This is a genomic window from Pseudomonas fluorescens, from assembly GCF_000967965.1.
In the GTDB taxonomy this organism is placed as follows: domain Bacteria; phylum Pseudomonadota; class Gammaproteobacteria; order Pseudomonadales; family Pseudomonadaceae; genus Aquipseudomonas; species Aquipseudomonas grandcourensis.
Genome location: NZ_LACC01000012.1, coordinates 143,293 through 157,264 on the forward strand (window position 1 = coordinate 143,293; position 13,972 = coordinate 157,264).

The window sequence follows — 13,972 nt, forward strand, 5'->3', positions numbered from 1 at the left end:
CTTGCGGGTTCTGTTGATCAAGACTTCTTCGCTGGGCGACGTCATTCATGCGTTGCCGGCGTTGACCGACGCGGCGCGGGCGATTCCCGGCATCAAATTCGACTGGGTGGTGGAAGAAGGCTTTGCCGAAATCCCGACCTGGCATCCGGCGGTGGGCAAGGTGATTCCGGTGGCGATCCGTCGCTGGCGCAAAAACATCTGGCAGACCATCAAGAGCGGTGAGTGGAAACGCTTCAAGCAAAGCGTTCGCGCCACCAAATATGACTTGGTGATCGACGCCCAGGGCTTGCTGAAAAGCGCCTGGCTGACCCGTTACGTCAAGGCCCCGGTGGCCGGTCTCGATAAAAACTCGGCGCGCGAGCCCATCGCTGCGCGCTTTTACGATCGACGCCTGGCCGTTGCCCGTGGGCAGCACGCGGTGGAGCGAGTGCGTCAGTTGTTCGCCATCGCGTTGGGCTATGACTTGCCCAAAGGCCTGGGCGATTACGGGCTGAATATCGAGCGCCTGGTGGAGTTGCCGCGCAAGAACCCGTACGTGGTGTTTCTGCATGGCACCACCTGGGACACCAAGCACTGGCCCGAAGCCTACTGGCGCGAGCTGACCGAGCGGGTCGGCTACCTTGGCGTAGGGGTGAAGCTGCCCTGGGGCAATGCCCTGGAGAAAGCCCGGGCCGAACGCATCGCTGCAGGTTTCAAACACGCCGAAGTGTTGCCCAAACTGAACCTGGCCGGTGTCGGCAAGGTGCTGGCGGGCGCGCAAGCCTGCGTGGCGGTGGACACCGGCCTGGGCCATCTGGCCGCCGCGCTGGATGTGCCGACGCTGTCGCTGTTCGGCCCGACGAATCCGGGCCTGACCGGCGCCTATGGCAAGGTGCAGATTCACCTGGCCAGCGACTTCCCTTGTGCGCCGTGCCTGCAAAAGAAATGCACTTATCAACCGACGGCTGAAGATGCCCGTCAATTTGACCTGAAACGCGAGTGGCCCCTGTGCTTCACGCGTCTGAATCCCGAGCGTGTCGCCAGCCGACTGAGCACGTTGTTAATGGCTGAGGAGCTGCGCTGATGCAATTGGCATTTGTCTTGTACAAGTATTTTCCGTTTGGCGGCTTGCAGCGCGATTTCATGCGTATCGCCCTGGAGTGCCAGAAGCGCGGTCATCAGATTCGCGTCTACACGCTGATCTGGGAGGGCGACGTACCGCCGGGTTTCGAAGTGTTGGTGGCGCCGGTCAAGGCGTTCTTCAACCATCGGCGCAACGAGAAGCTCAGCGAATGGATGGAAGCTGACCTGGCCAAGCGCCCGGTGGACCGCCTGATCGGCTTCAACAAGATGCCGGGCCTGGACGTCTACTACGCCGCCGACGGCTGCTTCGAAGACAAGGCGCAGAACCTGCGTAACTCGCTGTATCGCCGTTGGGGCCGCTATCGCCACTTCGCCGAATACGAGCGAGCGGTGTTCGCCAAAGAGGCGAAGACCGAAGTGCTAATGATTTCCGAAGTCCAGCAGCCGCTGTTCATCAAGCATTACGACACGCCGCTGGAGCGCTTTCACCTGCTGCCGCCGGGCATCGCCCAGGACCGTCGCCGACCGGCCGATGCCGATGAAATTCGCGCCGGGTTCCGCGCGGAATTCAACCTCAAGGACGACGAACTGCTGCTGGTGCAGATCGGCTCCGGGTTCAAGACCAAGGGTGTGGACCGCAGCCTCAAGGCGCTGGCGGCATTGCCCGCTGATCTTAAGAAACGCACCCGGCTGTTTGTAATTGGCCAGGATGACCCCAAATTATTCCAGATGCAGAGTGCGACATTGGGGCTCGGCGACAACGTCACGTTCCTCAAGGGGCGCAGCGATATCCCGCGTTTCCTGTTGGGCGCTGACCTGTTGATCCACCCGGCGTACAACGAAAACACCGGAACGGTTTTGCTCGAAGCCCTGGTGGCCGGCCTGCCGGTGCTGGTGAGTGCGGTGTGCGGTTACGCCCATTACATCGCCGAGGCCGATGCGGGCCTGGTGCTGGACGAGCCGTTCGATCAGGCACAACTGACGCAGTACCTGACCGGCATGTTGAACGACGCTCAAGCAAGGGCGGCCTGGAGCCGCAATGGTCTGGCCTTCGCCGAAACGGCCGACCTCTATAGCATGCCGCAGCACGCGGCCGATGTGATTCTGGCGGAGCACGCTTAAATGAAGTTGATGCTGGCTGAACCGTTCAAGAGCCTCTGGGCTGGACGCGACCCGTTCGCCGAAGTCGAGGGGCTCAAGGGCGAGGTGTACCGCGAGCTGGAAGCACGCCGGACATTACGCACGGAAGTCGACGGCAGCGGGTTTTTCGTGAAAATCCACCGTGGCATCGGCTGGGGCGAAATCTTCAAGAACCTGCTCACTGCCAAGCTTCCTGTACTGGGTGCCGGTCAGGAGTGGAAGGCGATTCAGCGCCTGCAGGAAGTCGGCGTGCCGACCATGACCGCCGTCGCGTATGGCGAAAAGGGCAGCAACCCGGCCGACCAGCACTCGTTCATCGTCACCGAAGAGCTGGCGCCGACAGTCAGCCTCGAAGATTTCAGCATCAACTGGACCCGGCAGCCGCCCGAGCCAAAACTCAAGCGCGCGCTGATCGCCGAAGTCGCCCGCATGACCGGCATGATGCACCGCGCCGGGGTCAACCACCGCGACTGCTACATCTGCCATTTCCTGCTGCACACCGACAAGCCGGTGACCTTTGATGACTTCAAGCTCTCGGTGATCGACCTGCATCGTGCCCAGACCCGCCCGGCGATCACCTCGCGCTGGCGCAACAAGGACCTGGCCGCGCTGTACTTTTCCGCGCTGGACATCGGCCTGACCCGCCGCGACAAGCTGCGTTTCCTCAAAGGCTATTTCCAGCAGCCGCTGCGTCAGATCCTGATTGAAGAGGCGTCTTTGCTGGCATGGCTCGACGGCAAGGCCAACAAGCTCTACGAGCGTAAACAGCGATACGGGGATGCGCTCTGATGTCGGGTTGGAAACTGGATCCGGCCTACAGCGAGCTGGCCGATGACTTTGGCAGCCTCGAGGCTGTGTTTGCGCTGCAAGGCGAGCGTTTGACCAGTGACGTGCTCTCGGAGGTCATCCGTGTCGAGCGCAATGGCGTCAACTATTACGTCAAGCGGTATGTGGGCGCTGGCAAAGGCTTGCGGCGTTACCTGGGCAAGCCTCGGGTGAAGATGGAGTGGCAGAACCTCAAGCGCTTTGCCAAGTGGGGGATCCCCACTGCCGAAGTGGTGGCCTGGGGGCTGGAGCGGCGCGGTGCGGCCTACGCTCGCGGCGCGATGATTACCCGGGAGCTGCCGCGCACCGAGGACTTGTCGGCACTGGCCGAGCGCCGCGACCCGAAACTGTCGGATCGCGCCTGGGTCGATACCGTCAGTCGTCAGCTGGCCCAATACACCCGGACCATGCACGACCACCGCTTCACCCATAATGATTTGAAGTGGCGCAACCTGCTGATCGACGATGAGGCTCGAGTGTTTTTGATCGATTGCCCCAACGGCGATTTCTGGCGCGGTTTCTGGCTCAAGTACCGTATTACCAAGGATCTGGCGTGCCTGGACAAGGTCGCCAAATATCAATTGTCGGCTACCCAGCGCCTGCGCTTTTACCTGCAATACCGCAACCGGACCCGGCTCAACGCTGCGGACAAAAAACGTATCCGGCATGTGGTGAGATTTTTCGAGGGACGCGAATGACTGATTTTCTGGCCGCTGAGGACCGAGCGCTGCTTGAGCGCCATGGCCTCGGCACGTTCGAGGCACTCTGGGCCAAACAGCTCGATGCGGTGGACGAGCCCAACACCGGTCGCGGCGGCTGGAGCAGCGTGTTTCGGCTGGATCTGGAAGGTCATGGTTTCTACCTCAAGCGCCAAAGCAACTACCTGACCCGCACCCTGCGCGCACCATTCGGTGAGCCGAGTTTCGCTCGCGAGTTTCGCAACATCTCCCGTTACCGAAAGATGGGCATTCCGGCGCTGGAAGCGGTGTTCTACGGGGAGCGCAAGGTCAATGGCGAAGTCCGCGCGATCCTGATGACCCGTGCCCTGGACGGTTGGGACGACCTCGACTCGCTGTTGCAGCGCTGGGCTGACTTGAGCCCTGAGCAGCACTTGGAAATCCTCAAGGCCAGTGGCGAACTGGCCCGGCAGCTGCACGCTGCGCGCCAGGTGCACGGGTGCTTCTATCCCAAGCACATTTTCATGCGCGCCACCGGCAATGGCTATCAGGCTCAATTGATCGACTTGGAAAAGACCCGGCCGCTGCTGTACGGGCAGCGTGACCGAATCAAGGATCTGGAACCGCTGGCACGCCGCGCGCCCGAGTGGGGCGAGTCGCAACTGCGGCAATTACTGGCCGCTTATTTGGACCAACCGCAGGACAGCTTGTTGATCGACAGCTGGCTGCGGCGTTTGACGACGCGGCGCAGCCAAAAGGGACCACGCTGATGCGTTTATCCGAGTTGAAGTCCGCCGGCCGCAATCCGGCGTTGCCGCTGAGCGTTTCGCTGGCTGATGCCGCCGGCCCCGCCGAACTGCAACTGCTGAGCCTGTTGCGGGTGTTGCCGGGGCAGCGTTATGTCGGTGCCGGCGTCTGGCGTGGCCGGCCGGTGTTGGCCAAATTGCTGGTTGGCAGCAAGGCCGCACGGCATTTTCAGCGTGAACTGGACGGCGTGCGCCTGCTCTCTGCACAAGGGCTGACCACGCCGCAGCTGTTGGCCGATGGCCTGAAAGAAGGCGAGGGTGGCTGGCTGCTGTTTGATTTCCTTGAGCATGCCGAGAGCCTTGGTGACACCTGGAAGCAGGTTGAGCAGCAGCCCGTGCTGTCCGATGGACAAGGGGCTGTGCTGGCCGAGGCGTTGGGTGCAATCGGTCAGATGCATCGCAAGGGCCTGTGGCAGGAAGACCTGCACCTGGACAACTTGCTGCGCCAGGGCGGTCGCCTGTACCTGATCGATGGCGCGGGCATCTGCTGCGAGACGCCTGGCCAGCCGCTGTCCCGGCAGAAGGTCCTGGAAAACCTCGGGGTGTTCTTCGCCCAGTTGCCGAAGTCGATCGAACCCTTCATTGAAGAGTTGCTGGTGTATTACCTGCTCAGCAACGGCGAACACGCCTTGCCTATGGAAGCGTTGCAAAAGCAGATCGACAAGGTCCGCAGCTGGCGCCTCAAGGACTTCCTGATCAAGGTCGGCCGCGAGTGCACGCTGTTCAGCGTCCAGCGCGGGGCGTTCGGCTTGCGGGCGATTCGCCGCGAGGAAGAAGCGGCCATGCTGCCGGTGCTGGAGCAGGCTGACGCCTTGCTCGATCAGGGGCATCTGTACAAGACCGGCGGTGCGGCGAGCGTCGGCAAGGTCGAGGTGGATGGCCGCACGCTGGTGATAAAGCGCTACAACATCAAGGGTTTTGCCCACTGGCTCAAGCGTTTCTGGCGCCCGAGCCGGGCCTGGCATTCCTGGCGCGAAGGCAATCGCCTGGCGTTCCTCGGGATTGCCACGCCCAAGCCGCTGGCGTTGCTGGAAAAGCGTTTCCTGTGGCTGCGCAGCCGGGCTTACCTGATCACCGAGTACCTGCCGGGGCCGGACATCATCGAGCGTTTTGCGCCGTATGTGGAGCGTGGCGATGCACCGGAAGCCGAGTTGGCGGCACTGGATCATTTGTTCGCCGAGTTGATTCGTCTACGCATCAGCCATGGCGACTTCAAGGGACATAACCTGTTCTGGCAGCAGGATCACTGGGCGTTGATCGACCTCGATTCGATGTGCCGGCACGGCTCCCTCGGCAGCTTCGCCCCGGCGTATGCCAGGGATCGCGCGCGGTTCATGCGCAATTGGCCTGAAGGCAGTGCCCTTTATCAGGTCATCGATCAGCGTTTGCCCAAGGACATCTCCAGCGCGGCCTGAATCGGACCTTCGGTACTTTCGCGAGCAAGCCCGCTCCCACATAGCTCTCCAGCGAACACAAAATTTGTGCGCGACATGGATCAAGTGTGGGAGCGGGCTTGCTCCGGGCGGCGTTCCGACGAAGGGGCCGGAACTGCCAACCGAGAAGGGCGACAGGTTCTTGTGAACCGTCCTACGCGATCTTGGGAAGTCATGAGCTGTGGCTGAAACCGCCCCGATGCTAGTTTGCCTGACGTTCTCGGAGGGCAGGCTGTGACGATCAAAATGGCAGTTTCAGCGGGTGTTTTATCAGTGTCGCTAACGGGCTGCGGGACCGCTGCCACCGTCCTGCAGGATGAGGCCGACGCAGCGCGGGGGTTACGCAGGCAAAAGACCTATTGCCAGTCCATTCCCCGGGTCTACAGCGGCCTCGCTTACGACTTCTGTGTGTTAAATGCTCCGCCAGACCCTACGGGTATCCTTGTGCCGCTGGTTTTGGTGGACCTGGTCGTGTCTGGCGCGCTGGATACCGTTGTCTTGCCGTACACGATTTACCGGCAAAGCGTGGACGGTAGTATCTCCATCTATTGGCGACCTGTGCGCGGATAAAAAATGCCGCGAGGCCCCGGCCGTAGTTGCATGCCGCTTGCAGCTAGAGGTTTGCCGCCGCTTTTACGCTATAATCCCGCCCTTTAGCTGTCTCTCGCCCCTTGCGAGGGCACATTAATTTTTGAGGCGCTTGCGCCTGCATGCAGACTAAAGAGGCTAGACCCCTGTGGCATTGACGATTCTTGGCCTGTCCGGCGCCCTTAGCCATGATCCTTCCGCAGCCCTGTACATCGACGGCAAGCTGGTCGCGGCGGCTGAAGAGGAGCGCTTCGTACGCGATAAACATGCAAAGAACCGCATGCCCTACGAATCGGCGAAATTCTGCCTGGAACAGGCCGGTATCAAGCCGTCCGACGTTGACGTGGTCGCGATTCCGTTCGCACCGATCAGCCTGTTCGGCAAGGCCCGCTGGCAGTACGCCAAGCGTTACTGGTACGCCCCGGACCGCGCACTCGACGCAATCCTGATGGGTAACCGTCGCTACAAGCGCTATCGCAACAAGATCGTCTGGTGCCTGGAGCAACTGGGTTTTGATCCGAAGAAGATCAAGATCGAGCCGGTCGAACACCACCTGGCCCACGCCTCCAGCGCTTATCACTGCTCCGGTTTCAAAGAGAAAACCGCGATCCTGGGCATCGACGGCAAGGGCGAGTACGCCACGACCTTCTTCGGTTACGGCGAAAACGGCAAGATCCACAAGATCAAGGAATTCTTCGATCCGGACTCCCTCGGCGGCCTGTACGGCGCGATCACCGAGTTCCTCGGTTTCGATATGCTCGACGGTGAGTTCAAGGTCATGGGCATGGCGCCGTACGGCGACGCCAGCAAATACGATTTCTCGCGCCTGGCTTCGTTCGAAAACGGCGAGCTGGTGATCAACACCGACTACGCCAACGTCATCGGCCTGCGTCGCTACAAAGAGAAGGGCAAGGGTTACTACTTCTCGCCGAAGCTGATCGAGTGGCTGGGTCCAAAGCGCGAAGGCGACATCGCCGACGAGCCTTACATCCACTACGCCGCCAGCATTCAAGCGCTGTTCGAAAAAATTGCGCTGCAGATGATCGACTACTACCTGGGCAACGTGCTCAAGGAAACCGGCAAACTGGCCTACGCCGGTGGCTGTGCGTTGAACGTCAAGCTCAACCAGAAAATCATCGCCCGTGACGACGTCAAAGAGCTGTTCGTACAGCCGGCATCCGGCGACGCCGGTACCGCAGTGGGCGCGGCAGCCTATGTGTCCCACGCCCGTGGCGTACCGGTCGAGAAGATGGAACACGTCTACCTCGGCCCGTCGTACAGCAACGAAGACGTGATTGCCGCATGCGCCCGTCACGAGAACAAGCCGACGTGGCGCAAGCTCGACAACATGCCGGAGCAGATCGCCAAAATCATGGTCGATGGCAACCCGGTGGCCTGGTTCCAGGGCCGCATGGAGTTTGGTCCGCGTGCGCTGGGCGGTCGTTCGATCATTGGTTGCCCGAGCATTCCCGGCGTGGCTGACCGCATCAACCACCAGATCAAGTTCCGCGAGCGCTGGAGGCCTTTCTGCCCGTCGATGCTCGATACCGTCGCTCCGCAGATGATCAAGATCGATCACCCGGCTCCGTTCATGACCTTCACCTTCGAAGTGGCGGAAGAGTGGAAGACCCGCGTGCCGGAAGTCGTCCACGAAGACGGCACCTCCCGCGCCCAGGTGCTCAAGCGCGAATACAACCCGCGTTACTACGACATGATGAAAGCGTTGGAAGTGCTCACCGGCAACGGTGTGTCGCTGAACACCTCGCTCAACCGTCGTGGCGAGCCGATGATCTGCTCGCCGACCGACGCCCTGAACATGTTCTTCGGCTCGGATCTACAGTATCTGATCATGGAAGATATCCTGGTGGTCAAAGAGGGCGCGAACGCCTATGACACGTTCGGCTGAACGCCATGTGCTGCAGTTCTGCCACGGCTATGACGGGCCGTTCCTCGACTGCGCACGGCAGTACGCCAGCCTGTTCGCGGGGGCCGGTTATCGCGTGACCACGGTGTTTCTCACCGGGGTTGCCGACACCGAAGTCGCTGCGGGCTGTGCTTGCGATGAAGTGCTGTTCATGGAGTACAGCTCCAAGGCCATTCGTGGCCTGAAGCTGGGCGCCATCGGCGATCTGCGCAAGATCGCCGCTTCGCGCAACTTCAGTTTCTGCATCGCCCACCGCTTCAAGCCGATCTATATCGCCTTGCTCGGCACGTCGTTGCCGGTCATTGGCGTGCATCACGCTTTTGACGATTACAAGCGTGGCAGCCGCAAACTGTTCGCGCATATTTTCCGCAAGCGTTTGAGTCTGCTCGGTGTGTCCGACGCTGTGCGCGACGACATGCGCCAATGCCTGCCGAAGTGGCCGGCTTCGCGGATCCAGACCTTGTATAACCGTATCGATGTGGACGCCTTGCAGGCGACCCAGGTGTCGGCTCGCGAGGCCCGGGAAACCCTCGGTTTGTCGGCGGATGCCTGGATCGTCGGCAACGTCGGACGGCTGCATCCGGACAAGGACCAGGCCACGCTGCTGCAGGGTTTCGCCGAGGCGCTGCCGGGTTTGCCCGCCAACAGCCAGTTGGTGATTCTCGGCAAGGGGCGCCTGGAGGAGAACCTCAAGGCCCAAGCCCGGGAGCTAGGTATCGGTGACCGGGTTCTGTTCCTCGGTCAGGTGCCGGATGCGCGTAACTACTTCCGGGCCTTCGATGTGTTCGCCCTGAGTTCCGATCATGAACCGTTCGGCATGGTGCTGCTGGAGGCCATGGCCGCTGGCGTTCCATTGCTCGCCACGGCGTGCGGCGGAGCGAAAGAGGTGGTCGAAGGCGTGGGCATCCTGTTCCCGTTGGGCGATGCCGAGCGTCTGGCCCAAGGGCTGCAACATCTGGCCGGCATGGATGATCAGCAACGCCGGCAGTGTGCCGAGTTGATGCTCGAGCGCTTGCGCGAACGCTTTTCCGACCGCGCAGTACGCGATGCTTTCTGGCACTTGCCGCACGTTACCGAACTGGCACAGAGGGGCTGATGCTCAACCGATTTCAAGGCTGGCGCGAGCGTGGCTGGGCGGTAGTCGACGCCTCGACTTACACCGAATCCTGGCAGCGTTATGGCGGCAGCGTCGCGACGCATCCCATGGTGGTCGAGCGACTGGCGCAACTGGCTGACATTCCGGTGCGTTACCTTGCCTGGGTGCAGGGCGATGAGGTCAAGGCGGCGATCCCGACCTGGGGTCGCGACCTGGCCTTGTCCAAGGACGTACTCAAGCGTCGCGGCAAAAAAGGTCTGTTCGACCTGGGCAACGCCGAAATCATCCTGCCGGCCGCTGCCGATACCCAGGCGCCTTTGCGCCATCGCGCGCGGTATCTGTCGGCGCTGAACGAAGGTCGTTTCACTGGCATCAGGTTGCAGACCGAACAACTGGCCATGGCCCGCACGCCCGAAGAACTGTCGAAAAAATTTCGCTATAACCAGCGCCGCGAATTGCGCTTGCTGGAGGAGGCCGGCGGTGTGGTGCGGCCGGTGTCCGAATTTTCCAGCGCTGAGCTGGCGGCGATTTATTGCGACCTGTTCCAGCGCCGCTGGGGTTTCCCGGCGACGGGTGCCGAACGCATGGCCGAGGTCATCGAGTTACTGCGCGAGTTGCTGATCGGTTCGGTGATTTTCCTCAATGATGCTCCGATTGCGATTCAACTGGTGTACCGAGTCGAAACCCCGCAGTGGATCAGCGTCGAGTACATCAACGGCGGGGTCGATCCCGAGACTCGCGATTTCAGCCCTGGCAGTGTGTTGAGTTTCCTCAATACGCAAAGTGCCTGGGAGCATGCCCGGGCGCAGGACAAACCGTTGCGCTTTTCCTTCGGTCGCGCCGACCGTGAATACAAGGATCGCTGGTGCAACCCCGTGCCGGTCTTCACCGTATGAGCCAAGCCATGAGCCGCAAACAGCAACTGCTCAAGCGCCATCGGCGCAATAAACGTATCGGCCTGCTGATTGCGCTGGTGCTGTTGATTGTCATGGGTGTGCTGGTGGCTTGGTGGTTGCCGCTGGTGCTGGCGGTACTGGGCTGGATTGCCCACGAAGCCTGGTTTGCCGACCATCTGTTCTACTCACCGAAAGACGATTACCAGTACAGCTTTCCCCCCTACACGCCCCAGCCCAAGGTGCACCTGAACGGTGAACATTTGCGGCTGGACGAGGGCGTGATGCTGGTCGACGACGCGACGCTGGTGCTGGCTCTGCGGGTGAAAAGCACCTGGCTGGGTCGTTTTTTCGATCCGGTGGTCGAGTTGGCGGGGGGCGAAAACCCTGACCGACAAACCTTCGAACGGGGCGTGAACGGCCTGCGTTATCTCAATCTCAGTGGTCAGGCTCAGGCGCTGTCCCGTGGTGACCTGCGCTTGCGCGGGCGTTTCTGTCGCGTGTTCGGTGAGCCTGTGCTGTGGGCACTGGAACATCCGGATTACCGGCGTCAGCGGGTAATGGTCATCGCGCCCCACGCCGATGACGCCGAGCTGGCGGCCTACGGTTTGTACAGTCAGGCCGACGAAACCTGGATCGTCACGCTGACAGCGGGCGAAATCGAAGCCGAACACTACCAGCAGATGGGCCTGAGCAAGGTCGATGCGGCCCGTTTGAAAGGCCGCCTGCGTGCCTGGGACAGCATCGCCGTGCCACGTTGGGCCGGTGTAGCCGAGGCCCGCTGCGTACAACTGGGTTACTTCTGTCTGCAGCTGGCGAGCATGCAGGCTGCGCCTGCGGTGGCGGCGGGATCGCGGGAAGCAGACCTGAGCGACACCCGGCTGTTCCGTCAGTTGAATCCTTTCGCGCTGCCCGGCGATGCCGATGGTGCGCCGACCTGGAACAATCTGCTGGCGGATCTGCGAGAGTTGCTGCTGCGGGCCCGGCCCGAGGTCATCGTCCTGCCGCATCCGACCCTGGATCCGCATCCCGATCATATCTGCGCCCAGGCGGCAGTCCTCGAAGCCTTGCAAGGCCTGGACTGGCAACCGACCACGCTATTGGGCTATGCCAACCATCTGCACGACAACGACCGCTGGCCGATGGGCGATACCGGTGATGGCATCGCCTTACCACCTGCCTTCGATCCGGCCCAGGCGATGCAGCCTTATTGCCTGCCCTTGCCGCTGGAGCAGCAGCGAGACAAGGCCATGGCGATGGGAATGATGCACGACCTGCAGCCGGCGATGCCGTTCAAGCGTCGCTTGCGTCGGTTGATACAGCGCTTGTTGGCCGGCCGGTTGCCGCCCACCTATGGCCAGAACGAATTCTTTCGCAAGGCAGTCCGGCGCCACGAGCTTTTGTGGTCCATCAAGCACACACCAGGCAATGTTTCTCAGCGGGGAGAGTTATGAGTCAGCGGTCAAAGGTCCTGCAACTGCAGCCTGACTACAACGTCAAAGCCCATGATTTCGCCGACCTCGCGGAGCAAATCGTCAAGGCCCTGCCCAGTGATCGCTATGAAGTGACCGCTGCGTTTCTGCGCGGTAAGCCCGGGTCGGGCGAAGCGGTGAGCCGAGCCGACCGTTCGGTGTACTTCGAATTTTCAGACAAATCCCTCAAGGGCATGCGCCTGCGGGCCATGTGGCAGCTGTACAAGTTCTGCCGTCGGGAAAAATTCGATGTGGTGATCTGCAACCGCTTCAAGCCGGTGAACATGATGCTGGCGCTCAACCGCTGGTTGAAAGTGCCGTTATGCATCGGCATTTCCCACGGCTTTGGCGAGTACGACCGTTTTTACCGGCGCCGCCAGACCCAGCGCCTGATCGATCGTCACTGGCGCTTCGTCGGTGTGTCGCCTGCGGTGAAACAGTATCTGCTGGACTGTGACTGTGGCTTCACCGACCAGAATACCTACGCCATCACCAATGCCATCGACATCGAGCAGGCCGAAGGTCTGCAACACAGTCGTGAAAAGGCCCGTGAACTGTTGGGCATCGATCCGTCAGTGCGGCTGATCGGTGCGTTGGGGCGACTGGTGCCGGTCAAGGGCCATATCTATTTGCTGCAGGCCTTTGCCGCACTCAAGGACAAATACCCCAATACCCAGCTGGCGATCATTGGTGCCGGCCGTGAAGAGTCGCGCCTGGCGGCGGAAATCGACCGCCTCGGCCTCAGTGGTCGCGCCCATTTGCTGGGGTTCAAGGAAATTGCCCTGCAGTACATTCGCGCTTTCGATATCTGGACCATGCCCTCCCTGGCCGAAGGCCTCGGGCTGGCGCTGCTTGAAGGCATGAGCGGGCATTTGCCTGTCATTGCCTCGAACGTGCCGGCCATGTTGCCACTCATCGAGGGTGCCGGTGGCCTGGCGATTACGCCGAAGGATGTGCCGACGTTGCAGGCGGCGCTGGACACTTACCTTGGCCTTTCGGATGACGAACTCAAGGCCAAGGGCGAGCAAGCTTTCCGTTATCTGCAGCAACACCATGACATCGAGGAGTTCCGTCGCGAATACCTCAATCTGATCGAATCCGGCCTGGAACAGGCCCGCAAGGAACAGCCATGAACGACGCGCAACCCATCGTCACGGTCATTATCGCGTCGTACAACCACGCCCCTTACATCGAGGAAAGCATTCTCAGCGTCCTCAACCAGACCTATCAGAACATCGAGTTGCTGGTGGTCGACGATGGCTCGAAAGATGACAGCGTCGAGCGGATCAAGGCGTTGCAGGCCATCCATGGTTTCGACTTTCGGGTTCAGGAAAACCAGGGGCTGACCAATACCCTCAATGGTGCGATTGCCCGGGCCAAGGGCAGCCTGATCGTGCCGTTCGGTTCGGATGACATCATGTTGCCGGAGCGAATCGCCACCCAGGTCGCGCATATGGACGGCAAGCCCGAGGTCGGCATTTGCGCCGGTAACATCGAATTGATCGATGCCGACGGCAATCTCTATCCCGAGAAGCGCCAGCGCCGGGATGTGCCGTTCCGTCGCCTGGACTTCGATGACATGTTTCTGGAGCGCAAGCCCTATCCTCCGGCACCCACCCTGATGATCCGCCGCGAAGCGCTGGACAAGGTGGGCGGGTTCGACCCGACCATTCGCCTGGAAGACTTGCTGATCGAGTTGAAGGTGACCCATGCCGGTTACTTCATCGATGGTCTGAATGTATTGATGGCACGCTATCGCAAGCATGCCACCAACTCCTACAAGAACCACCGCTTCATGATCGACAGCATCCTGCGCACCTACGCGCTCTTCAGCGATCACCCGCTGTATGACGAGGTGCGCTACAAGTTTCTCAATTCCATGTTCCTCAAGACCGCCAACCGTGATCGCAAGCTGGCGCGCGAGTTGCTGGCGCAGATTCCGTTCAAGGCCTGGAACAAGAAAACCTGGCGTGGGCTGGGCCGGATGTATTTCTCACGGCTGGAGAAAGACTGAGCCAAAGACTGGATTCAAGGGGGGGGGAAGGCGGGGCATTGT

General features: G+C 61.1%; 13 protein-coding genes. All 13 read left to right on the forward strand.

All coding sequences use genetic code 11. The features are described 5' to 3' along the window. Window position 1 precedes the first annotated feature (1 nt). The 13 genes from waaC (at window position 2) to VC35_RS10390 (ending at window position 13,930) form a co-directional block, all read left to right on the forward strand. Window positions 2–1,063 carry a lipopolysaccharide heptosyltransferase I gene (gene waaC / locus VC35_RS10330; RefSeq protein ID WP_046039742.1) on the forward strand — a complete coding sequence of 354 codons (1,062 nt, stop codon included), beginning with the start codon at window positions 2–4 and terminating at the stop codon, window positions 1,061–1,063. Then, window positions 1,063–2,184, forward strand: a complete 1,122-nt coding sequence (locus VC35_RS10335) for a glycosyltransferase family 4 protein (RefSeq protein WP_046039743.1) — start codon at window positions 1,063–1,065, stop codon at window positions 2,182–2,184. The genes waaC and VC35_RS10335 overlap by 1 nt, the downstream gene beginning before the upstream one ends. Continuing rightward, window positions 2,185–2,991: a lipopolysaccharide core heptose(I) kinase RfaP gene (rfaP, locus tag VC35_RS10340; RefSeq protein ID WP_046039744.1), complete on the forward strand. Its 807-nt coding sequence runs from the start codon at window positions 2,185–2,187 to the stop codon at window positions 2,989–2,991. Beyond that, window positions 2,991–3,725 carry a lipopolysaccharide kinase InaA family protein gene (locus VC35_RS10345; protein ID WP_046039745.1) on the forward strand — a complete coding sequence of 245 codons (735 nt, stop codon included), beginning with the start codon at window positions 2,991–2,993 and terminating at the stop codon, window positions 3,723–3,725. Before rfaP ends, VC35_RS10345 begins: the two co-directional genes overlap by 1 nt. Beyond that, window positions 3,722–4,474, forward strand: a complete 753-nt coding sequence (locus VC35_RS10350) for a lipopolysaccharide kinase InaA family protein (protein ID WP_046039747.1) — start codon at window positions 3,722–3,724, stop codon at window positions 4,472–4,474. Before VC35_RS10345 ends, VC35_RS10350 begins: the two co-directional genes overlap by 4 nt. After that, complete coding sequence (locus VC35_RS10355; RefSeq protein WP_046039748.1) at window positions 4,474–5,925, forward strand: lipopolysaccharide kinase InaA family protein; 1,452 nt, start codon at window positions 4,474–4,476, stop codon at window positions 5,923–5,925. Before VC35_RS10350 ends, VC35_RS10355 begins: the two co-directional genes overlap by 1 nt. Before the next feature lie 252 nt (window positions 5,926–6,177). Further along, entirely contained in the window at window positions 6,178–6,513 is a 336-nt protein-coding gene (locus VC35_RS10360) for a YceK/YidQ family lipoprotein (protein ID WP_046039986.1), read from the forward strand. A 166-nt stretch (window positions 6,514–6,679) separates the two neighbouring features. Beyond that, window positions 6,680–8,437, forward strand: a complete 1,758-nt coding sequence (locus VC35_RS10365) for a carbamoyltransferase family protein (RefSeq protein ID WP_046039750.1) — start codon at window positions 6,680–6,682, stop codon at window positions 8,435–8,437. Further along, window positions 8,421–9,551, forward strand: a complete 1,131-nt coding sequence (locus VC35_RS10370; RefSeq protein ID WP_046039751.1) for a glycosyltransferase — start codon at window positions 8,421–8,423, stop codon at window positions 9,549–9,551. The genes VC35_RS10365 and VC35_RS10370 overlap by 17 nt, the downstream gene beginning before the upstream one ends. Continuing rightward, window positions 9,551–10,447, forward strand: a complete 897-nt coding sequence (locus VC35_RS10375; RefSeq protein WP_046039752.1) for an antimicrobial resistance protein Mig-14 — start codon at window positions 9,551–9,553, stop codon at window positions 10,445–10,447. The genes VC35_RS10370 and VC35_RS10375 overlap by 1 nt, the downstream gene beginning before the upstream one ends. Window positions 10,448–10,455: 8 nt before the next feature. Then, window positions 10,456–11,898 (forward strand): PIG-L deacetylase family protein, encoded by a 1,443-nt coding sequence (locus tag VC35_RS10380; RefSeq protein ID WP_046039988.1) that lies wholly within the window; start codon window positions 10,456–10,458, stop codon window positions 11,896–11,898. After that, entirely contained in the window at window positions 11,895–13,049 is a 1,155-nt protein-coding gene (locus VC35_RS10385; protein ID WP_046039753.1) for a glycosyltransferase family 4 protein, read from the forward strand. Before VC35_RS10380 ends, VC35_RS10385 begins: the two co-directional genes overlap by 4 nt. Further along, the gene (locus VC35_RS10390) at window positions 13,046–13,930 is read left to right on the forward strand and encodes a glycosyltransferase (RefSeq protein WP_046039754.1); all 885 of its coding nucleotides are present in this window, start codon (window positions 13,046–13,048) and stop codon (window positions 13,928–13,930) included. Before VC35_RS10385 ends, VC35_RS10390 begins: the two co-directional genes overlap by 4 nt. Window positions 13,931–13,972: the final 42 nt, after the last annotated feature.

Coding starts and splice junctions, on each gene's coding strand:
- VC35_RS10390 (WP_046039754.1), top strand. CDS start 13,046: ATGAACGACGCGCAACCCATCGTCACGGTCATTATCGCGTCGTACAAC.
- VC35_RS10385 (WP_046039753.1), top strand. CDS start 11,895: ATGAGTCAGCGGTCAAAGGTCCTGCAACTGCAGCCTGACTACAACGTC.
- VC35_RS10375 (WP_046039752.1), top strand. CDS start 9,551: ATGCTCAACCGATTTCAAGGCTGGCGCGAGCGTGGCTGGGCGGTAGTC.
- VC35_RS10345 (WP_046039745.1), top strand. CDS start 2,991: ATGTCGGGTTGGAAACTGGATCCGGCCTACAGCGAGCTGGCCGATGAC.
- rfaP (WP_046039744.1), top strand. CDS start 2,185: ATGAAGTTGATGCTGGCTGAACCGTTCAAGAGCCTCTGGGCTGGACGC.
- VC35_RS10380 (WP_046039988.1), top strand. CDS start 10,456: ATGAGCCGCAAACAGCAACTGCTCAAGCGCCATCGGCGCAATAAACGT.
- VC35_RS10335 (WP_046039743.1), top strand. CDS start 1,063: ATGCAATTGGCATTTGTCTTGTACAAGTATTTTCCGTTTGGCGGCTTG.
- VC35_RS10355 (WP_046039748.1), top strand. CDS start 4,474: ATGCGTTTATCCGAGTTGAAGTCCGCCGGCCGCAATCCGGCGTTGCCG.
- VC35_RS10350 (WP_046039747.1), top strand. CDS start 3,722: ATGACTGATTTTCTGGCCGCTGAGGACCGAGCGCTGCTTGAGCGCCAT.
- VC35_RS10370 (WP_046039751.1), top strand. CDS start 8,421: ATGACACGTTCGGCTGAACGCCATGTGCTGCAGTTCTGCCACGGCTAT.